A 20,394-nucleotide genomic window follows, 5' to 3' on the forward strand; every position below is an offset into this window, starting at 1 on the left:
GATGACTCAGAAAACACGCACGACCCCGGTGGGCACGCCCACCGACGTCACCCAGAACCACGTCAAGGGCGGCATCGGCGAGTCCACGCTCCGCCCGGACGGCACCCTCAAGGTCACCGGCGAGTTCGCGTACTCCTCCGACATGTGGCACGAGGACATGCTCTGGGGCCAGATCCTGCGCTCCACGGTCGCGCACGCCGAGATCCTGTCCATCGACACCTCCGAGGCCCTCACGATGGACGGCGTCTACGCCGTCCTGACGCACGAGGACCTGCCGGCCGCGAAGAACTACGGCATGGAGTTCCAGGACACCCCGGTCCTCGCGTACGGCAAGGTCCGTCACCACGGTGAGCCGGTCGCCCTCGTGGCCGCCGACCACCCGGAGACCGCCCGCCGCGCCGCCGCGAAGATCAAGATCGAGTACCGGGAGCTCCCGGTCATCACGGACGAGGCCTCGGCCACCGCTCCGGACGCGATCCTGGTCCACGAGGGCCGCGACGACCACCACTCCGGTCACGTCCCGCACCCGAACATCGTGCACCGCCAGCCGATCATCCGCGGCAACGCCGCCGAGGCCGCCGAGCGCGCCGATGTCATCGTCACCGGCGAGTACACCTTCGGCATGCAGGACCAGGCCTTCCTCGGCCCGGAGTCCGGCCTCGCCGTACCGGCCGAGGACGGCGGCGTCGACCTGTACGTCGCCACCCAGTGGCTGCACTCGGACCTCAAGCAGATCGCGCCCTGCCTCGGCCTGCCCGAGGAGAAGGTCCGGATGACGATGGCCGGCGTCGGCGGCGCGTTCGGCGGTCGCGAGGACATCTCCATGCAGATCCTCGCGTCCATCCTCGCGCTGCGCACCGGCAAGCCGGTGAAGATGGTCTACAACCGGTACGAGTCCTTCTTCGGCCATGTCCACCGGCACCCGGCGAAGCTCTGGTACGAGCACGGCGCCACCAAGGACGGCAAGCTCACGCACATGAAGTGCAGGATCGTGCTCGACGGCGGCGCGTACGCCTCGTCCACGGCCTCCGTCGTCGGCAACGCCTCGTCCCTCTCGGTCGGCCCGTACGTCATCGAGGACGTCGAGATCGAGGCGATCGGCCTCTACACCAACAACCCGCCCTGCGGCGCGATGCGCGGCTTCGGTGCGGTCCAGGCCTGCTTCGCCTACGAGGCACAGATGGACAAGCTCGCGGCGAAGCTGGGCATGGACCCGGTGGAACTGCGCCAGCTCAACGCCATGGAGCAGGGCACGATCATGCCGACCGGCCAGGTCGTGGACTCGCCCGCCCCCGTCGCCGAGCTGCTGCGCCGGGTCAAGGCCCGGCCGATGCCGCCGGAGCGCCAGTGGGAGACCGCCGGCGAGGGCGCGGACGTCCGCGCGCTGCCGGGCGGCCTGTCCAACACCACGCACGGCGAGGGTGTCGTGCGTGGTGTCGGCTACGCCGTCGGCATCAAGAACGTCGGCTTCTCCGAAGGCTTCGACGACTACTCCACCGCGAAGATCCGGATGGAGGTCATCAACGGCGAGGCCGTCGCCACCGTCCACACCGCGATGGCGGAGGTCGGCCAGGGCGGCGTCACCATCCACGCGCAGATCGCCCGCACCGAGCTCGGAGTCCAGCAGGTCACCATCCACCCCGCCGACACCCAGGTGGGCTCGGCCGGTTCGACCTCCGCGGGCCGTCAGACGTACATGACCGGCGGCGCCATCAAGAACTCCTGCGAGATCGTCCGCGAGAAGGTCCTGGAGATCGGCCGACGCAAGTTCGGCTCGTACCACCCCGCCTGGGCCAACGCCGAACTCCTCCTGGAGGACGGCAAGGTCGTCACCGACGGTGGCGAGGCCCTCGCCACCATCGCCGACGTCCTCGAGGACCGGGCCGTGGAGGTCGAGGAGGAGTGGCGGCACCGCCCCACCCAGGCCTTCGACCTCGTCACCGGACAGGGCGACGGGCACGTCCAGTACGCCTTCGCCGCGCACCGCGCGGTGGTGGAGGTCGACACCGAGCTCGGCCTCGTCAAGGTGATCGAGCTGGCCTGCGCCCAGGACGTCGGCAAGGCGGTCAACCCGCTCTCCGTCGTCGGCCAGATCCAGGGCGGCACCACCCAGGGCCTGGGCGTCGCGGTGATGGAGGAGATCATCGTCGACCCGAAGACCGCGAAGGTGCGCAACCCCTCCTTCACGGACTACCTCATCCCGACCATCCTCGACACGCCGACCATCCCGGTCGACTACCTCGAGCTTGCCGACCCCAACGCGCCGTACGGCCTCCGGGGCATCGGAGAGGCGCCGACCCTGTCGTCCACCCCGGCCGTCCTCGCGGCGATCCGGGCCGCGACGGGCCTGGAGCTCAACAAGACGCCGGTACGCCCCGAGGCGCTCACCGGCACCCTGTAGGACTCTCCGGGCGGTCCGTGCCTCCCGAGGAACGTCACACTTCCCGCCCGCACCGCCCGGAGCCCCCACGGCAGTACTCGCGTCACCGGGGTACTCCGTAACAACCGAAGTACCGCATCACGGCAGTACCCCGTAACACCGCAGTACCCGCACCACCCCCGTAACACCGCAGTGCCCCGCAGTACCGATCCATCCCGTTCGTCTCGGGCCGTCCCCCGGGTCGTGCAGCCCACGCACCATCCCAAATCCCGCAGCTTCACCAGACCAGATCCCTTCGAAGTCTGACGCGGGTGCCCCTTTGAACCTTGGGAGCAGGCCCCATGACCCAGTCGTCAGTGGAGCCCAGGACCAGCGCCGATGACGCGGGCTCCGGCTCGCGCAATCCCGCCGGCAGGTCTTGGCTCGACCGGTACTTTCACATCTCGGAGAGAGGATCCACCGTCGCGACGGAGATCCGCGGCGGCGTCACCACCTTCATGGCGATGGCGTACATTCTCCTGCTCAACCCCCTGATCCTCAGTGGCAAGGACGTCAACGGCCAGCTCCTGAGCCAGCCGGCGCTCATCACCGCCACCGCCCTCGCGGCAGCCGCGACGACCCTGCTCATGGGTTTCTGGGGCAAGGTCCCCCTCGCGCTCGCCGCCGGCCTCAGCGTCTCCGGCGTCATGGCCTCGCAGGTCGTGCCGGTCATGACCTGGCCGCAGGCCATGGGCATGTCCGTGGCGTACGGCGCCGTGATCTGTCTCCTGGTGGTCACCGGACTCCGCGAGATGATCATGAACGCGATACCGCTCGCGCTCAAGCACGCCATCACCATCGGCATCGGCCTCTTCATCGCGATCATCGGCTTCGTGAAGGCCGGCTTCGTGCACGAGAACCCCGCACCGGGCGGCGGCCCCGTGTCCCTCGGCCCGGCCGGTGAGCTCATGGGCTGGCCCGTCCTGATCTTCGCCTTCACCCTGCTGCTGATCTTCGCCCTCCAGTCCCGCAACATCCCCGGCGCGATCCTGATCGGCATCGTCGCGGGCACCGTCGTCGCGGTCGTCCTGAACGCGGTCGCGGACATCCCGGCCAAGGCCTGGTTCTCCGGCCCGCCGGAGCTCGGCGGCAGCGCGGTCTCCGCCCCGGACTTCTCCCTCTTCGGGGACGTGTCCTTCAGCGGCTGGGGCGACGTCGGCTACATCACCATCAGCATGATCGTCTTCACCCTGGTGCTCGCCGGCTTCTTCGACGCCATGGCGACCATCCTGGGCGTCGGCACCGAGGCCAAGCTCGCCGACGACAAGGGCCGGATGCCCGGCCTCTCGAAGGCCCTCTTCATCGACGGCGCCGGCGGTATCGTCGGTGGTGTGGGCGGAGCCTCCGGGCAGACGGTCTTCGTCGAGTCCGCGACCGGCGTCGGCGAGGGTGCCCGCACGGGTCTGGCCTCCGTGGTCACCGGCGGATTCTTCGCCCTCTGCCTCTTCTTCACGCCGCTGACCGCGATCGTGCCGCAGGAGGTCGCCGCCGCGGCCCTGGTCGTCATCGGCTCGATGATGATGCAGAACGCCAAGCACGTGGACTGGAGCGACCGCTCCGTCGCGATCCCGGTGTTCCTCACCGTGGTCCTCATGCCCTTCACGTACACGATCACCACGGGTGTCGCGGCCGGTGTGATCTCCTACGTCGTGATCAAGGCGGCGCAGGGCAAGGCACGCGAGGTCGGCGCCTTCATGTGGGGCCTGACCGCGATCTTCATCGTGTACTTCGCGATCCATCCCATCGAGAGCTGGCTCGGCGTCGGCTGACGCCCCCGCCGCCCTCCCCGCACCTTCCAGAGGAGAACCGAGATGCTGGACATCGCCGAAGAGCTGCACCGGTGGGTCGGGCAGGGACGTGCCTTCGCCGTCGCCACCGTGGTGGCCGTCGGCGGGAGCGCGCCCCGGCAGCCGGGCGCCGCCCTCGCCGTCGACAGCGAGGGCACGGCGATCGGATCGGTCTCCGGCGGGTGTGTGGAGGGGGCGGTGTACGAGCTGTGCGTGCAGGCCCTCGAAGACGGCAGGACCGTCGTCGAGCGCTTCGGGTACAGCGACGAGGACGCCTTCGCGGTCGGGCTGACCTGCGGCGGCGTCATCGACATCCTCGTCACACCGGTGCGCGGCGGGGTCTTCCCCGCCGCGCTCGGCGCCGCCACCACGGGGGAGGCGGCAGCCCTCGCCCGGATCGTCTCCGGACCCGAGGACCTGATGGGCCGCGCCCTGCTGGTCCGCCCGGACGGCTCGTACGAGGGGAAGCTCGGCGGCCACCCCGAGCTGGACCGCACGGCGGCGGCCGAGGCCCGCGCGATGCTCGACGCGGGCCGCACCGGCACCGTGGAGATCGGCGAGGACGGCAGCCGCTGCGGACAGCCGCTGACCCTGCTCGTCGAGTCCTCCGTGCCCGCCCCGCGCATGATCGTCTTCGGCGCGATCGACTTCGCCGCCGCGCTGGTACGGGTGGGCAAGTTCCTCGGCTACCACGTCACCGTGTGCGACGCGCGGCCCGTCTTCGCGACGCCGGCCCGCTTCCCCGAGGCGGACGAGATCGTCGTCGCATGGCCGCACCGCTATCTGGAGTCGACGGAGGTCGACGGCCGTACGGTGCTCTGCGTCCTCACCCACGACGCCAAGTTCGACGTGCCCCTCCTGCACGCCGCCCTGAAGCTTCCCGTCGCCTACATCGGCGCGATGGGCTCCCGCCGCACCCACGAGGACCGCAACAAGCGCCTCCGCGAGGTCGGCGTCACCGAACTCGAACTCGCCCGCCTGCGCTCCCCGGTAGGCCTCGACCTGGGCGCCCGCACGCCCGAGGAGACGGCCCTCTCGATCGGCGCGGAGATCGTGGCCAACCGCCGCGGCGGCACGGGCCGCTCCCTCACCGGCGCCCACACCCCGATCCACCACGACGGGCCGCGCGAGCCGGCGGGGCGCATCGGGTCGGTCGCCTAGCCAGGACTTGTCCGGCCGGTCATGCGACTACTCCGTAGCCGTGTCGCCGATGCGGGCATGGGGCGGGGCCCTGTGCTGATCGGGTGAATTCCGGCCGGGTGGAGCCGCCCGGTTCGACACTTGTTGTCGATAATGCGAAGCATGTGTACACGGATTCTATGGTCATCGCAGGGTCATTCCCGTATGGCACAGGGTGGCCCCGCCCAGGGCAACGTACTGGTCGCCCGGAGTATGGACTGGTACCAGGACGCGGACACGATCCTGGCGGTGCGCCCGCGTGGCGTGGAGCGCCAGAGCATGCCCGGCACGCCCACACTCCCGGGCAACTTCACCTGGACCTCGCGGTTCGGCAGCGTCGTCGCGCTCATGTACCGCGAGGCCGCCGTCGACGGCCTCAACGAGGCGGGGTTCCAGGTCAGCGGGCTGTACCTCTCCGAATCGGAGTACGGCGACCGTGACCCCTCGCGCCCCGGGCTCGAGCTGTACTGGGCGATCCAGTGCCTGCTCGACTGCTTCGACAACGTCGACGACGCGGTGGCGAAGATCCAGGACGAGGACGTACAGCTCATCGCGAAGGACCTCGGCGGCCGGCCGGGAACCGGTCACCTCGCGCTCGCGGACAAGAACGGCAACTCGGCCATCATCGAGTTCCGCGACGGCAAGGCCGTCGTGCACAAGGGCAAGCAGTACACCGTGATGGCGAACTCGCCCTGGTACGAGGAGCAGTTGGAACTGAAGGAGCGTTACGAAGGACTCGGCGGCGATCAGCCGCTGCCGGGCGGCGTGCAATCGCCGGACCGCTTCGCCCGCGCCGCCTACTACTCCGCGCAGCTTCCGAGCACCTCGGACACGCGCGAAGCCGCGGCGTACATGTTCGGCGTGATCCGGAACGCCTCCGCTCCGTTCGGTACGGCGGACGAGGTGCGGCCGAACATCTCGACCACGCGCTGGCGCACCGTCGCCGACCTCACCGAGGGCCGGTACTTCTACGAGTCCACCACGAGCCCCAATGTGGTGTGGGTCGAGCTGTCGCAGCTGGACTTCTCCGAGGGCACCCCGGAGCTGCACCTCGATGTGGTGAAGGAGCCCGACCACGTCGGCAACGTGACCGGCGAGTTCGCCCCGGCGGACTAGGGCCTGTCGTCCGGATCACGCCGGGCTCGCCGCGCCGTCCATCCGGGAGCACTCCGGGACGCGGAGGGCTTCCCGATGGGCGCGCGCCCGCGTCGGCCCCCGTCGCCCGTTCCCGGTTCGTCGACGAGAAGGCCCCGCCCCCGTGATTGCTCGATACTTAATGCAAGCCAAAAGGAAAGTCGGTCAGATGCCTTGACCCCCCGCGGGGCAGCCGCGAGCATCTGCTGCGGAGAGCGCGCTCCCTTCCCCAACTCCCCCTCATCCATGAGGAGATCGAGCCATGCCCGCAGCAGGCATCCGTCTCGCGCCGCCCCCGCCATCCTCCGCACCACGTCGTCGCCTCACCGCCGTCGCCCTCGTCGCCGCGCTCCTCGCCGGACTGCTCGCGCTCGTCGCCGCACCCCCCGCCGAGGCCGCCCCCGTACTGCTCTCCCAGGGCAGGCCCGCCACCGCCTCCAGCCAGGAGAACGCCGGCACCCCCGCCGGCGCCGCCGTCGACGGTGACCCGGGAACCCGCTGGTCCAGCGCCTTCGCCGACCCCCAGTGGATCCAGGTCGACCTGGGCGCCCCCGCCGCCCTCAGCAGGGTCGACCTGCGCTGGGAAGCCGCCTACGGCACCGCGTACCGCATCGAGACCTCCGGCAACGGCACCGACTGGACGACCGCCTACAGCACCGCCAACGGCCCCGGCGGCAACGAGTCCCTGGCCGTCACCGGCACCGCCCGCTACGTCCGCGTCCACGGCACCACCCGCGCCACCGGATACGGCTACTCCCTCTGGGAGTTCCAGGTCTACGGCACCACCGGCGACGGCGGCCCCACCCTCCCCGGCGGCGGCGACCTCGGCCCGAACGTGCACGTCCTCGACCCCTCCACGCCCGGCATCCAGACCAAGCTGGACGAGGTCTTCACCCAGCAGGAGTCGGCCCAGTTCGGCAGCGGCCGGCACGCCTTCCTCCTCAAGCCCGGCACCTACAACGGCCTCAACGCCCAGATCGGCTTCTACACCCAGATCGCCGGCCTCGGACTGCGCCCCGACGACACCACGATCAACGGCGACGTGACCGTCGACGCGGGCTGGTTCGGCGGCAACGCCACCCAGAACTTCTGGCGCTCCGCCGAGAACCTGGCCCTCGACCCGGTCAACGGCACCGACCGCTGGGCCGTCTCGCAGGCCGCGTCCTTCCGCCGGATGCACGTCAAGGGCAACCTCAACCTCGCCCCCAGCGGCTACGGCTGGGCCAGCGGCGGCTACATCGCCGACTCGAAGATCGACGGCACCGTCCAGCCCTACTCCCAGCAGCAGTGGTACACCCGGGACAGCGCGATCGGCGGCTGGCTCAACGGCGTCTGGAACATGGCCTTCTCCGGTGTCGAGGGCGCTCCCGCCACCGGCTTCCCCGACCCGCCGTACACCACGCTCGACACCACCCCCGTCTCCCGCGAGAAGCCCTTCCTGTTCTGGGAGGGGGGCGAGTTCAAGGTCTTCGCTCCCGCCAGGCGCGTCAACGCCCGTGGTACCAGCTGGGGTTCGGGAACCCCGCAGGGCCAGTCGATCCCGCTCGGCCGGTTCTACGTGGTCAAGCCCGGCACCACCGCCGCCACCATGAACGCGGCCCTGCGCCAAGGGCTTCATCTCCTCCTCACGCCGGGCGTGTACCACGTGGACCAGCCGGTCCAGGTCGACCGGCCCGGCACGATCGTCCTCGGTCTCGGCCTCGCCACGATCGTCCCCGACAACGGCGTCACCGCCGTGAAGGTCGCCGACGTCGACGGCGTCCGGCTCGCCGGCTTCCTCGTCGACGCCGGACCCGTCAACTCCCCGGTCCTCCTGGAGATCGGCCCGCAGGGCGCGGGCGCCGACCACGGCGCCGACCCGACCACCGTTCAGGACGTGTACGTCCGTGTCGGCGGCGCGGGCCCCGGAAGGGCCACCACGGCCATGGCGGTCCACAGCGACGACGTGATCGTCGACCACACCTGGGTCTGGCGCGCCGACCACGGCGAGGGCGTCGGCTGGGAGACCAACCGCTCCGACTACGGCGTCCGCGTGTACGGCGACGACGTCCTCGCCACCGGCCTGTTCGTCGAGCACTTCAACAAGTACGACGTCGAGTGGTTCGGCGAGCGGGGCCGCACGATCTTCTTCCAGAACGAGAAGGCGTACGACGCGCCGAACCAGGCCGCCGTCCAGGACGGCCCGTACAAGGGGTACGCCGCCTACCGCGTCGACGACTCCGTGAACACCCATGAGGGCTGGGCGCTCGGCAGCTACTGCTACTTCAACGTCGACCCGACGATCCGTCAGGACCACGGATTCCGGGCCCCGGTGAAGCCGGGCGTACGGTTCCACGACCTGCTGGTGGTCTCGCTCGGCGGCAAGGGCCAGTACGAGCACGTCATCAACGGCGTGGGGGCCCCGACCTCGGGCACCGCCACCGTGCCGTCCACCGTGGTCTCGTACCCCTGACGTCCGGCCGGTGAGGCGAAGGGCGGCGCGCGTTCAATGCGCCGCCCGTTCCCGTACGGTCGACGCCCAGGCCGGCTGCTCCTCGGCGGTCTCCGTCTCGGCCCGCCTGCCGCCCCGGGCGAAGAAGTCCGCGAGCGGCAGGATCGCCGCGCCGACCGTCACCGCGTCGGGACCGAGCGTGCCCATGCCGATGTCGACCCGGGCCGCCGGGTACTTCAGGGCGTACTCGGCCGCGTACCCCTTCACCGTCTCCAGGAAGCGGGCGCCGAGCTGGAGCCCCGCCCAGCCGCCGACGAGGATGCGCTCGGGCTGGAAGAGGTTGATCAGATCGGCGAAGCCCGCGCCCAGGTACTCGGCGGTCTCCTCCAGTACCTCGCGGGCCGTCGCGTCGGGCTCCGCCCCCGCGCCCGCCGGATACGCCCCCGCCAGCATCGCCGTCAGCGCCGTCTCCTCGTCCGCCCCCGCCGGAGGCCTCCCGCCCGCCTCCCGCCACCGTTCGAGCAGCGCCTCCGCGCCCGCGTACGCCTCCAGGCAGCCCCGGGCCCCGCAGCGGCACCTGCGCCCCCTGACCCGTACCGTCAGATGCCCCCACTCGATCGCCCGGCCGGGTCCCATCGGGTCCGTGACCACGCAGGCGCCGACGCCCGAGCCGAAGAGGACGACCACCGCGCTGCGCGCGCCCCGCCCGGCGCCGAACCACATCTCGGCCTGGCCGAGGGTCTTGGCGCCGTTGTCGATCCAGTACGGAACGGCCGTCGGCAGGTCCACGCTCGCGCGCAGCAGCCGCTCCAGGGGGACGGCGTCCCAGCCGATGGTCTGGCCGTGCACGACCGCGCCGTCCTCGGCGGTGCGGGCCACGATGCCGGGCACACCGACGCCGACACCGAGCAGCCGGCCGGCGGGCACGCCCGCCGACCGCAGCACCTCGGCGATGCCCTCCCGGACGTGGCCGACGACGACACCGACCTCGTACCGGTCATGGGGGTGGGGGCTGTCGACCGCCAACGGGCGTTCGGTACGCGCGAGTTCGGTCAGGGTGAGGTCGAACAGCTCGATCCTGACCCGGGTCTCGCCGACGTCGACGCCGATCATGCAGCCGCTGCCGGGAGTGATCCGGAGCAGGGTACGGGGGCGCCCGCCGGCCGAGTCGACGCTGCCCGCCTCCTCGACGAGACCCTCCGCGACGAGCTCCGCGACCACGTTGCTGATGGAGCCGGAGCTGAGGCCGGTCGCGGGGCCGAGCGAGAAGCGGCTCATCGGCCCGTCGAAATAGAGGCGTTGGAGGACGGCGGTGCGGTTCTCGCGTCGCAGGTCACGCACGGTGCGGCCGTTCCGCATGGTCACTTGGGCCCCCAGGTGAAGTAGTCCTGAGCGCAACATACCGCTGTCAGGACCCTTGACGCGACCTTCTCTTGAGGTTTAACTCACATCCTAAATTAAGCCGGGGAGGGCTTCAGGGCCTGAACACGGGACGCTTCGCCGCCCCCTCCTCCCCAGCTCCCCACCACTCCCCGAAAGGGTCCTGAGGAGCCATGCGCAGAATCAGAGCCGCGGCCACCGGTGCCGTCACCCTCTCCCTCGTCCTCACCGCCGCGGCCTGCGGAGGCGGCTCCCCGGCCGACGGCTCCGGCTCCGGCGGCGGCGTCAGGACCCTCACCTACTGGGCCTCCAACCAGGGCGCGAACCTGGAGGTCGACAAGAAGGTCCTGCGGCCCGAACTCGACAGGTTCGAGAAGCGGACCGGCATCAAGGTCAAGCTGGAGGTCATTCCCTGGTCCGACCTCCTCAACCGCATCCTCACCGCCACCACCTCCGGCCAGGGCCCCGACGTCCTCAACATCGGCAACACCTGGAGCGCCTCGCTCCAGGCGAGCGGCGCCCTGCTGCCCTGGGACGCCAAGAACTTCGAGGCCATCGGCGGCAGGGACCGCTTCGTCGACTCCGCGCTCGGCTCCACCGGCACCACCGGCCAGGACCCCGCCGCCGTACCGCTGTACTCCATGGCCTACGCCCTCTACTACAACAAGAAGATGTTCAAGGACGCCGGCATAGCCAAGCCGCCGGCCACCTGGGACGAACTGATCGCCGACGGAAAGAAGCTCAGCAAGGGCGGAAGGTCCGCCATCGGCGTCGAGGGCGGCAACCTCGCCAACAACATCCACCAGGTCTTCGTCCTCGGCAAACAGCACGGCGCCGACTTCTTCACCCCCGACGGCAAGGCCGACTTCACCTCGGACGGGGCCGTCGCCGCCGTCAAGCAGTACGTCGACCTGATGGCCGCCCACCGGATCGTCGCCCCCGGCAACGCCGAGTACGCCCAGAACCAGTCCCTCAGCGACTTCGCCAAGGACCGTACCGCCATGGTCCTCTGGCAGACCCCCGGCACCACCTTCGCCGCCCAGGGCATGAACGCCGACGAGTGGGGCGTCGCCCCCGCCCCCGTCGCCTCCGGCGCCCCCGGCCGGGGCACCGGCATCAACTCCATGGTCGCCGGCATCAACCTCGCCGTCTTCAAGAACACCCGGAACAGCCAAGGCGCCCTCGACTTCGTGAAGTTCATGACCAGCGACGAGGAGCAGAAGACCCTCAACAAGGCCTACGGCTCCATCCCCCCGGTCAAGAGCGCCCAGCAGGACCCCGCCTTCGACACCCCCACCGTCGCCGTCCTCAAGCAGACCCTCGCCACCAGCGCCGCGGCCCTCCCGCAGGTCCCCGAGGAGTCCCAGTTCGAGACCGTCGTCGGCACCGCGGTCAAGAAGCTGTTCGCCGACGCCGCCGCCGGCCGCCCCGTCACCACCGAGTCCGTACGGGCCGAGCTCGACAAGGCCCAGCAGCAGATGCCCAAGAAGTGAACCCGGACGCCACCATGACCACCACCGTCGAGAAACCCGGCGGGCGGACCGGACAGCGGCACACCCCCGGGGCGGCCCCGCGCACCCGCCGCCCCGGACGGCTCCGGTCCGCCGGACTGCCCTACCTCCTGCTCCTCCCGGCCCTGGCCCTCGAACTCCTCGTCCACCTCGTGCCGATGCTCATCGGCATCGTCATGAGCTTCAAGGAACTCACCCAGTTCTTCATCCGTGACTGGGTGGCCGCCCCCTGGGCCGCACTCGACAACTACGCGGTCTCCGTCGACTTCGACGCCCCCGTCGGCGAGTCCCTCCTGAAGTCGTTCGTCACCACCTGCGTCTTCACCCTCTGCTCGGTCGCCCTCTGCTGGCTCCTCGGCACCGCCGCCGCCGTCTTCCTGCAGGAGACCTTCCGCGGCCGGGGCTTCCTGCGGGCGCTCTTCCTCGTCCCGTACGCCCTGCCGGTCTACGCGGCCGTCATCACCTGGGCGTTCATGTTCCAGCGGGACAACGGCCTGGTGAACCACGTCCTGCACGACCAGCTCGGCATCGGCGGCACCCCCGCCTTCTGGCTGATCGGCGACAACGCCTTCTGGACGCTGCTCGTCGTCTCCGTCTGGAAGGGCTGGCCCTTCGCCCTCCTCATCATGATGGCCGGACTCCAGAACATCCCCCGGGACATGTACGAGGCCGCCGCCCTGGACGGCGCGGGACTCTGGCAGCAGCTCCGCCGGATCACCCTGCCGTCCCTGAGGCCCGTCACCCAGGTGCTCGTCCTGGTGCTGTTCCTCTGGACGTTCAACGACTTCAACACGCCCTTCGTCCTCTTCGGCAAGGCCGCCCCCGAATCCGCCGACCTGATCTCCCTGCACATCTACCAGTCCTCGTTCCAGACCTGGAACTTCGGTACGGGCTCGGCGATGTCGGTGCTCCTCCTGCTGTTCCTGCTCGTCGTCACGGGCGCCTACCTGCTGCTCACCACCCGGGGAACCCTGCGAAGGAAGGCCACCGATGCCTCGTAGCGACCGGCCCCGCCCGGCGGCCACGGCCGCGCCCCGCTCGCCCATGGCCCCGCCCCGCTCCTTCCTCTGGAGCCGGCGGATCTTCCTCACCCTGCTCACCGGCTTCGTCCTGCTGCCGGTGTACGTGATGGTCTCCAGCTCCCTCAAACCCCTGGAGGACGTGTCGGGGAAGTTCCGCTGGATCCCCTCCGGCATCACCTTCCGCCCCTACCTCGACATCTGGGAGACCGTCCCGCTCGCCGACTACTTCGTGAACTCCCTGATCGTCGCGGGCGCGGCGACCGTCTGCTCGCTCGTCGTCGCGGTCTTCGCCGCCTACGCCGTCAGCCGCTACGCCTTCCGCGGCAAGCGGGTGTTCACCGTGACGGTCCTGTCCACCCAGATGTTCCCCGGCATCCTCTTCCTGCTGCCGCTCTTCCTCCTCTACGTCAACATCGGCAACGCCACCGGCATCGCACTCTTCGGCTCGCGCGGCGGTCTGATCCTCACCTATCTGACCTTCTCGCTGCCGTTCTCCATCTGGATGCTGATCGGCTACTTCGACGGCGTCCCGCGCGAGCTCGACGAGGCCGCCGAGGTCGACGGCTGCGGTCCGCTCGGCGCGCTCCTGCGGGTCGTCGTCCCCGCCGCGGCCCCCGGCATCGTCGCCGTCGGCGTCTACGCCTTCATGACCGCCTGGGGCGAGGTCCTCTTCGCCTCCGTCATGACGAACGACGCCACCCGCACCCTCGCCGTCGGCCTCCAGGGCTACGCCACCCAGAACGACGTGTACTGGAACCAGGTCATGGCGGCCTCCCTCGTGGTGAGCGTCCCCGTCGTCGCCGGGTTCCTGCTCCTCCAGCGCTACCTCGTCACCGGCCTCACCGCCGGCGCGGTCAAGTGACGCCCTCCACCGCCCCCGAAAGGACTCCCGTGTCCGAACCGCTCGACCTCGCCGCCTTCCCGCCCGCCTTCACCTGGGGCACGGCCACCTCCGCGTACCAGATCGAGGGCGCCGCCGCCGAGGACGGCCGCACCCCCTCCATCTGGGACACCTTCACCCGCGTCCCCGGCGCGATCGACAACGGCGACCACGGCGACACCGCCTGCGACCACTACCACCGCTGGCCCGAGGACATCGCCCTGATGAAGACCCTCGGCACCGACGCCTACCGGCTCTCCGTCGCCTGGCCGCGTGTGATCCCCGGCGGCGACGGCCCCGTCAACACCGCCGGGCTCGACTTCTACGACCGGCTCGTCGACGGCCTCCTCGACGCCGGGATCACCCCCTCCGTCACCCTCTACCACTGGGACCTGCCGCAGACCCTCCAGGACCGGGGCGGCTGGACCGTCCGCGAGACCGCCGAACACCTCGCCGGGTACGCCTCCGCCGTCGCCGAACGCCTCGGCGACCGCGTCACGCGATGGGCCACCCTCAACGAACCGCTCTGCTCCGCCTGGATCGGCCACCTGGAGGGCCGGATGGCACCGGGCCTCACCGACCTCACGGCGGCCGTCCGCGCCTCGTACCACCTGCTCCTCGGTCACGGCCTCGCCGCCGCCGCCGTCCGGGCCGCCGCCCCCGGCGCCCGGGTCGGCCTGGTCACCAACCACTCGACGGTCGCCGCCGCCTCCACCCGCCCCGAGGACCTCGCCGCCGCCGCCCGCGCGGACGGCCACACCAACCGCTGGTGGCTGGACCCGGTGTACGGCCGCGGCTTCCCCGCCGACATGCGGGAGCTGTACGGGGTCGACCTGCCGGAAAGGCCCGGGGACGCGCAGACCATCGCCGCACCGCTCGACTGGCACGGCCTCAACTACTACTTCCCCGTCACCGTCGCCGACGACCCCACGGGACCCGTCCCGCACGCCCGCGAGGTGCGGCTGCCCGAGGTGCCCCGTACCGGAATGGACTGGCAGATCGACGCCGGCGGCCTGGAGGCCTTCCTGCTGCGGCTCACCGAGGAGTACGGCGTACGGAAGCTCTACGTCACCGAGAACGGCTCGGCCTTCCCCGACACCGTCGGCCCCGACGGCGCGGTCCACGACCCGGAGCGCACCCGCTACCTCGAACAGCACCTGGCGGCCTGCGCCCGCGCCCTGCGCAAGGGTGTCCCGCTCGCCGGGTACTACGCCTGGTCCCTGCTCGACAACTTCGAATGGGCCTACGGCTACGACAAGCGTTTCGGTCTCGTCCACGTCGACTTCGCCACCCAGAGGAGGACCGTGAAGACGAGCGGCCGGCGCTACGCGGACATCGTCCGCGCCCACCGGGCCCTAGACGCCCGCTAGCGCGCGGAGGTGGGCGCAGGCCTCCGCCTCCGTGGCGTGGGTGGCGACCGGCTCGTACGCGCCGCGCTCGTACACCCCGGTCTCCCATGTGCCGGGACCGCCCGGCCCCGTCCGCAGATAGACGAAGTCGGGCGGGGTGGGCGCCGGTTCGTGGACGCCCTCGATCCAGTAGTACGCCCCGGGCACCCCGGCCTCCCGGAGCGCCCGGTCCAGCGCGCGGCGGTCCGTCACGCGGGGACGCGCACCAGATAGCCGTTGTCGAGCAGCCACTTCACGTTGAGGCGCTGGCCCTCGCCCGGGTCGAGGAACGTGGCGTCCAGCTTGATCTGACGGCCACCGCCCGGCTGCTCGAACCAGGGCGCGATGGAGCCCTCCCAGACCACGAACTCCCGCGTCACCTCGTACAGGTGGTAGTCGCAGGGGAAGGCCGCGTCACGGGTGTTGAGGTTCTGCGGGGGCAGCGCGCGCTTGGCGTAGGCGTCACCGGCCGGGGCCAGGTAGCCGCCGTACTCCGAGCCGAAGCGGTCCAGCCTCTCGCCCTCGACGAGCAGCTCGGGCGCCTTGTCGACGGTGCCGTTGACCTCGCCGAAGCCGTCGTTCGGCGGGTACTTCCAGCTGCCGGTGTCGGCCGGACCCTCCCAGTACTTCTTGAGGAAGTCGGCCGAGGACAGACCACCGGTCCGGTGGTACCGGTTGAGCAGCGGGCCCACCGGCTCCTGCCACTTCTTCGGCAGGAACTTCGGGCCGAGCCGCTTGTCGCCCTGGAACTCCCCGGTGCAGGGGGCCGGCGGCGCGGCGGCGGGCTTCTCGGCGGGCACGGCCTGCGCCGCGGGGGCGGCGGCGAGGGCGGCGGTGACGCCCATGGCGGCGAGGACTGCACGGATCCTGAAGGCGGTACGGCTGCGCTCCACGCGGAGGCTCCCTGGGGTGGGTGGTCAGTGGCCGCGGCACACAGTAGTGGATCATCTGCGCAGAGTGACCGCACGCGGGCGGAATCCGGCCAGGCGCGCCGTCCGGGCCGGTCAGGCCCTGCGGAGTCCGCTGAGGAGCAGTTCGGCCAGCTGTTCGTACGCCTCCGCGTCGGCGAGGCCGGTCGCCGCGGCGACCTGGCGCCGCTGGATGCGGACCATCACCGAGGAGATGACGTCGGCCGCGAAGGTCACGTGCACCTCGCGGAAGACCCCCGCCCGCACGCCCTCCTCGATGAGCTGCTGGACCCGGCCGGCCGCCGCGCGCGTGTTGCGCTCGTAGACCTCCGCCGCCGGTTCGAATCCGGCCACGTCGTCGAAGAACTGCGGCGAGACCGGCGCCAGCTCGGCCGAAACCGCCCGCAGATAGGCGGCGAGCCGCTCCGCCGGATCGGTCGCGGCGGCGAGCCCCGCCTCGACCCGAGCCGTGGCGCGCCGGAAGAAGTGCACGACGGCGGCGCGGACCAGCTGCTCCTTGCTGCCGGCCAGGCCGTACAGGGTCCGCTTCGAGCAGCGCAGCCGGGCGGCGAGATCGTCGAGCGTCAGCTGGGCGAAGCCCTCGCCGACGAGGAGGGCGACGAGCTCCTCGAAGAGGGCGGAGCGGCGCGCCGCACCGCGGCCCGTCAGCTTCGGGGCGTCGGCGGCTGAGGTCTCGATCACCCGGCCAGTATTCCAGGCCGGTGTTCCCGGGGGTGTCGGGGACACCCTTCTGCGCTACGCTCAGCGGTACTGCAGTACCTGCCCCAGTACCACTTTGCGCGCCGCTGGAGTCGCCATGGATGTCGACCGCCTGCTTCCCACCCCCGAAGCGGCGGACCTCATCGCCCTCACCCGGGAGATCGCCGACAAGGAGCTCTCTCCCAAGGTGGACGAGTACGAGGCCGCCGAGACCTATCCCGAAGGGCTCTTCGCCACCCTCGGAGAGGCGGGCCTGCTCGGTCTGCCGTACCCCGAGGAGTACGGCGGCGGAGGCCAGCCCTACGAGGTCTACCTCCAGGTCCTGGAGGAACTCGCCGCCCGCTGGGCGGCCGTCGCGGTCGCCACCAGCGTCCACACCCTGGCCTGCCACCCGCTGCACACCTTCGGCACCACCGAGCAGAAGGAGCGCTGGCTGCCCGAGATGCTGGAGGGCCGGAACGTCGGCGGCTACAGCCTCTCCGAGCCGCAGGCCGGCTCCGACGCCGCCGCCCTCAGCTGCAAGGCCGAGCGCCAGGACGACGGCAGCGGCTACCGGATCAACGGCACCAAGGCGTGGATCACCCACGGCGGCAAGGCCGGCTTCTACGCGCTCTTCGCGCGGACCGCGCCCGGCAGCCACGGCATCTCCTGCTTCCTCGCCCCCGGTGCCACCGAGGGCCTGAGCTTCGGCGCCCCCGAACGCAAGATGGGCCTCCAGGCCGTCCCCACCACCTCCGCGTACTGGGACGGCGCCCTCCTGGAAGCCGACCGGCTCGTCGGGGACGAGGGCCAGGGCCTCCAGATCGCGTTCAGCGCCCTGGACAGCGGCCGTCTCGGCATCGCCGCCTGTGCCACGGGCCTGGCCCAGGCCGCACTGGACGCCGCCGTGGACTATGCCAACGAGCGCACGACCTTCGGCCGCCGCATCGTCGACCACCAGGGCCTCGGCTTCCTGCTGGCCGACATGGCCGCCTCGGTCGACGCGGCCCGCGCCACCTACCTGGACGCGGCCCGCCGCCGCGACCTCGGCCGCCCCTTCAGCCGCCAGGCCAGCGCGGCCAAGCTCATCGCCACGGACACGGCCATGAAGGTCACCACGGACGCCGTCCAGGTCCTCGGCGGCTACGGCTACACCCGCGACTTCCCGGTCGAGCGCTATATGCGCGAAGCGAAGATCACCCAGATCTTCGAGGGAACGAACCAGATCCAGCGACTGGTGATCAGCAGGGGGCTGGCGCGGCCGGCGTGATCGCGGGCGCCGGCGGCGTCGGCTCACAAGGAGCGGTGGGCCACCGGGAGCGGCAGACCGCCGGGGGCTCGGACGGCCCCGGCGCCCCCGTGGAGGAGCCGGTGTGAGCCGGCCCTTCCGAGGAGGGTGGCGATCTCGGTGAAGCCGTGGCGGTCGGCGTGTTCCAGGGCCGTGCGGCCGTGGGGGTCCGGGAGCGCGGGGTCCGCGCCCGCCGCCAGGAGGAGGGCGACTACGTCCCGGTGGTCGCGGCCACCGGAGCCGAGGATCACGGCCTCCAGGAGGGCCGTCCAGCCGAGCCTGTTCACGTGGTCGACATCGACGGCCGTCTCCCGCAGCAGGGCGCGGACATAGGCGACGTGGCCCCGCTCGGCCGCCGGGATCAGGGCCGTACCGCCGTAGCGGTTGGTGAGGCCCGGGTCAGGGCCCGCGGGGAGCAGCGTCCGCATCATCGCGACGCTGCCCGTGACGCCGGTGACCAGCCACGGGCTGTCGGACCGGTCGTCCTGGGCGTTCGGGTCCGCGCCCGCCGCGAGGAGCAGTCGCGCGGCGGGCACGTGGTCGTGCCGGGCGGCCCGCAGCAGCGGGGTGCGGCGGTGCCGGTCCCGGGCGTCGACCCGGGCTCCCGCTTCGAGCGCCGCGCGGACGGCGACGGTGTCACCGTGCGCGGCGGCCGTCAGGAGGGTGTCGTCGAGCGTCTTCATGACGGTGCTCCTCGGGCGCGGGCGGGTGGCGGTTACTTGCCGAGCGAGGCGACGCCGGCCTGGGCGAACTTCTCGTCGAGGTCGCCGGAGGGGGCGCCCGCGACACCGATGCCCGCGATGGGCGCGCCCTTGGCGGTGACCGGGGCGCCGCCGGCGAGGAAGAGGGTGCCGGGGATGTCCTTGAGGGTGGGGGCGTTGGTGAGGCGCTTGGCGAGTTCGGAGGTCGGGGCGTTCCAGGAGACGGCGGTGTAGGCCTTCTTCACGGCCGACTCGTAGGACTGCGGGCCGGCGCCGTCGCCGCGGAGGGTGACGACGGTGTTGCCGTTGCGGTCGACGACGGCGACGGAGACGCGCTGGTTCTCCTTCTCGGCGGCGTCCAGCGTGGCCTGCGCGGCCTTCGTCGCGGCCTCGATCGTCAGGTGCGTCGACTGCGTGGTGTTCTTGTTCTTGGCGTCCGCCTTGGCGACCGCGGCGGCGGGCGCCGCAGCCGTGTTCTCGCCGGTGGCGCTGGCCGAGTAGGCACCGAAGCCACCGAGAGCGAGCGCGGCGACGATCGCCCCACCGGTCACGACACGGGTGCGCGAGGTGGCCTTCTTCACGTGCTTCATGGGATCTGCTCCAGTGAACTCGGTGGGATGCGCGGGCCGTCGGTGCTCCATGGCCCGCTTCCCTTCCATCCTGGGGCCGGTGTCCCGGGTGACCGGTCGTCGTCCCGGCTGCACCCGGCGCCCGCAACGGTGGACCCCGGGGTCAGCCGATCGGTCGACCCCGCCCGGTTCCCGCCGGGCCCTGGTCCTCCGCCCACCGCGCGGCCAGCTCGGTGAAGGCGCGGGCCGCCGCGCTCCGGTAACCGGCGGCGCGGCGCAGCAGGGTGACCCCCCGGGACGGCAGGGCGGGGGAGAGGGGGACGGGGCTCAGATGCGGGTGGTCGCGGGTGACGGCGTCGGGCAGGACGGTGGCCAGCGCGGTGTGCCGGACGATCTCGGTGAGGGCGCCGACGGCGTTGGCCTCCACCGCGATCCGGGGCCGGAGGCCGTGCTCGGAGACGTATGCGTCGATGTGCCGCCGGGTGGCGAAGTCCCGGCTGAGCAGGGCCAGCTGATGGTGGTTCAGTTCCTCGGCGGGCACCGGCTCCGTACGGCCGGCGAAGGGGTGTCCGGGGCCGACGACGAGGCCGAGGGTCTCGTCGAACAGCGCGGTGGCCTCGACGCCCGGGAGGTGGCCGCCCTGGAACGCGATGCCGAGGTCGAGGCGGTCCGCGAGGAGTTCGGCCTCGATGTGGTCCTGGGTCAGCTCCCGCACCTCCACGGTGATGCCGGGGTGACGGCCGTGGAAGGCGGCCACCAGAGGGCCGGTGAGGTACGCGGTGAAGGTGGGCGTGGCGGCGAGCCGCAGCCGGCCCCGGGCGAGGTCGTGGACGTCCAGCACCGCCCGCTCGCCCGCCGCCAGGTCCTGGAGCGCCCGCCGGGCGTACCCCGCGTAGGCCTCCCCGGCGTCGGTGAGGCGCACGGTGCGGCCACCGCGGTCGAGGAGCAGCACCCCGAGGGCCTTCTCCAGCTGCTTGATCTGCTGGGAGAGCGTGGGCTGGGCGATCCGGAGCTCTTCGGCGGCGCGGGTGAAGCTGGCGTGTTCGGCGACGGCGAGCAGATAGCGGAGATGGCGGAGTTCCGGCTGCATACGATCGA

At 71.5% G+C, this 20,394-nt stretch carries 17 protein-coding genes; 10 read left to right on the top strand and 7 right to left on the bottom strand.

Annotation, left to right across the window (positions count from 1 at the left end; translation table 11 throughout):
- The first annotated feature begins 1 nt into the window (after position 1).
- The 5 genes from V4Y03_RS27235 to V4Y03_RS27255 all read left to right on the top strand — a co-directional run bounded on the left by V4Y03_RS27235 (position 2) and on the right by V4Y03_RS27255 (position 8,971).
- Positions 2-2,401, top strand: coding sequence for a xanthine dehydrogenase family protein molybdopterin-binding subunit (locus V4Y03_RS27235; RefSeq protein ID WP_317874987.1), 2,400 nt, complete (start codon positions 2-4; stop codon positions 2,399-2,401).
- 320 nt (positions 2,402-2,721) lie between these two features.
- Positions 2,722-4,188, top strand: coding sequence for an NCS2 family permease (locus V4Y03_RS27240; protein ID WP_332436612.1), 1,467 nt, complete (start codon positions 2,722-2,724; stop codon positions 4,186-4,188).
- A gap of 42 nt (positions 4,189-4,230) precedes the next feature.
- Positions 4,231-5,367, top strand: a complete 1,137-nt coding sequence (locus V4Y03_RS27245; protein ID WP_332436613.1) for an XdhC family protein — start codon at positions 4,231-4,233, stop codon at positions 5,365-5,367.
- Positions 5,368-5,550: 183 nt separating this feature from the next.
- Positions 5,551-6,501 (top strand): linear amide C-N hydrolase, encoded by a 951-nt coding sequence (locus V4Y03_RS27250; RefSeq protein ID WP_332436614.1) that lies wholly within the window; start codon positions 5,551-5,553, stop codon positions 6,499-6,501.
- 280 nt (positions 6,502-6,781) lie between these two features.
- Positions 6,782-8,971, top strand: a complete 2,190-nt coding sequence (locus tag V4Y03_RS27255; RefSeq protein ID WP_332436615.1) for a discoidin domain-containing protein — start codon at positions 6,782-6,784, stop codon at positions 8,969-8,971.
- Positions 8,972-9,004: 33 nt separating this feature from the next.
- Here the strand turns inward: V4Y03_RS27255 and V4Y03_RS27260 are convergent, their stop codons facing one another.
- Positions 9,005-10,351 (bottom strand): ROK family protein, encoded by a 1,347-nt coding sequence (locus V4Y03_RS27260; RefSeq protein WP_443079828.1) that lies wholly within the window; start codon positions 10,349-10,351, stop codon positions 9,005-9,007.
- Between the two features lie 152 nt (positions 10,352-10,503).
- On the opposite strand from V4Y03_RS27260, the gene V4Y03_RS27265 reads away from it, so the two are divergent.
- The 4 genes from V4Y03_RS27265 to V4Y03_RS27280 are packed head-to-tail and all read left to right on the top strand — an operon-like array spanning position 10,504 to position 15,113.
- Positions 10,504-11,823, top strand: a complete 1,320-nt coding sequence (locus V4Y03_RS27265; protein WP_332436617.1) for an ABC transporter substrate-binding protein — start codon at positions 10,504-10,506, stop codon at positions 11,821-11,823.
- 14 nt (positions 11,824-11,837) lie between these two features.
- Positions 11,838-12,842 carry a carbohydrate ABC transporter permease gene (locus V4Y03_RS27270; protein ID WP_332436618.1) on the top strand — a complete coding sequence of 335 codons (1,005 nt, stop codon included), beginning with the start codon at positions 11,838-11,840 and terminating at the stop codon, positions 12,840-12,842.
- Between the two features lie 43 nt (positions 12,843-12,885).
- On the top strand, positions 12,886-13,725 hold the full coding sequence (locus V4Y03_RS27275) for a carbohydrate ABC transporter permease (RefSeq protein WP_332437274.1): 840 nt from the start codon (positions 12,886-12,888) through the stop codon (positions 13,723-13,725).
- A gap of 29 nt (positions 13,726-13,754) precedes the next feature.
- The gene (locus tag V4Y03_RS27280; protein WP_332436619.1) at positions 13,755-15,113 is read left to right on the top strand and encodes a GH1 family beta-glucosidase; all 1,359 of its coding nucleotides are present in this window, start codon (positions 13,755-13,757) and stop codon (positions 15,111-15,113) included.
- Here the strand turns inward: V4Y03_RS27280 and V4Y03_RS27285 are convergent.
- From V4Y03_RS27285 to V4Y03_RS27295, 3 genes are all read right to left on the bottom strand, one after another.
- Entirely contained in the window at positions 15,099-15,344 is a 246-nt protein-coding gene (locus V4Y03_RS27285) for a hypothetical protein (RefSeq protein ID WP_332436620.1), read from the bottom strand. The two genes, V4Y03_RS27280 and V4Y03_RS27285, sit on opposite strands and share 15 nt — an antisense overlap.
- Positions 15,341-15,976 (bottom strand): TNT domain-containing protein, encoded by a 636-nt coding sequence (locus V4Y03_RS27290; RefSeq protein ID WP_332437275.1) that lies wholly within the window; start codon positions 15,974-15,976, stop codon positions 15,341-15,343. Before V4Y03_RS27290 ends, V4Y03_RS27285 begins: the two co-directional genes overlap by 4 nt.
- A gap of 159 nt (positions 15,977-16,135) precedes the next feature.
- Positions 16,136-16,741, bottom strand: a complete 606-nt coding sequence (locus tag V4Y03_RS27295; protein WP_317878216.1) for a TetR/AcrR family transcriptional regulator — start codon at positions 16,739-16,741, stop codon at positions 16,136-16,138.
- A 115-nt stretch (positions 16,742-16,856) separates the two neighbouring features.
- Between V4Y03_RS27295 and V4Y03_RS27300 the strand changes: the two genes are divergently transcribed.
- Positions 16,857-18,008 carry an acyl-CoA dehydrogenase family protein gene (locus tag V4Y03_RS27300; protein WP_317878215.1) on the top strand — a complete coding sequence of 384 codons (1,152 nt, stop codon included), beginning with the start codon at positions 16,857-16,859 and terminating at the stop codon, positions 18,006-18,008.
- A gap of 23 nt (positions 18,009-18,031) precedes the next feature.
- On the opposite strand, the gene V4Y03_RS27305 is transcribed toward V4Y03_RS27300, so the two are convergent.
- The 3 genes from V4Y03_RS27305 to cynR form a co-directional block, all read right to left on the bottom strand.
- On the bottom strand, positions 18,032-18,709 hold the full coding sequence (locus V4Y03_RS27305) for an ankyrin repeat domain-containing protein (RefSeq protein ID WP_332436621.1): 678 nt from the start codon (positions 18,707-18,709) through the stop codon (positions 18,032-18,034).
- Between the two features lie 32 nt (positions 18,710-18,741).
- A complete protein-coding gene (locus V4Y03_RS27310) occupies positions 18,742-19,308 on the bottom strand; it encodes a GlcG/HbpS family heme-binding protein (RefSeq protein WP_332437276.1) in 567 nt (188 codons plus the stop codon).
- 151 nt (positions 19,309-19,459) lie between these two features.
- Entirely contained in the window at positions 19,460-20,386 is a 927-nt protein-coding gene (gene cynR, locus V4Y03_RS27315) for a transcriptional regulator CynR (RefSeq protein WP_332436622.1), read from the bottom strand.
- Between the last annotated feature and the right edge of the window lie 8 nt (positions 20,387-20,394).

Source organism: Streptomyces sp. P9-A4, from assembly GCF_036634195.1.
Lineage (GTDB): Bacteria > Actinomycetota > Actinomycetes > Streptomycetales > Streptomycetaceae > Streptomyces.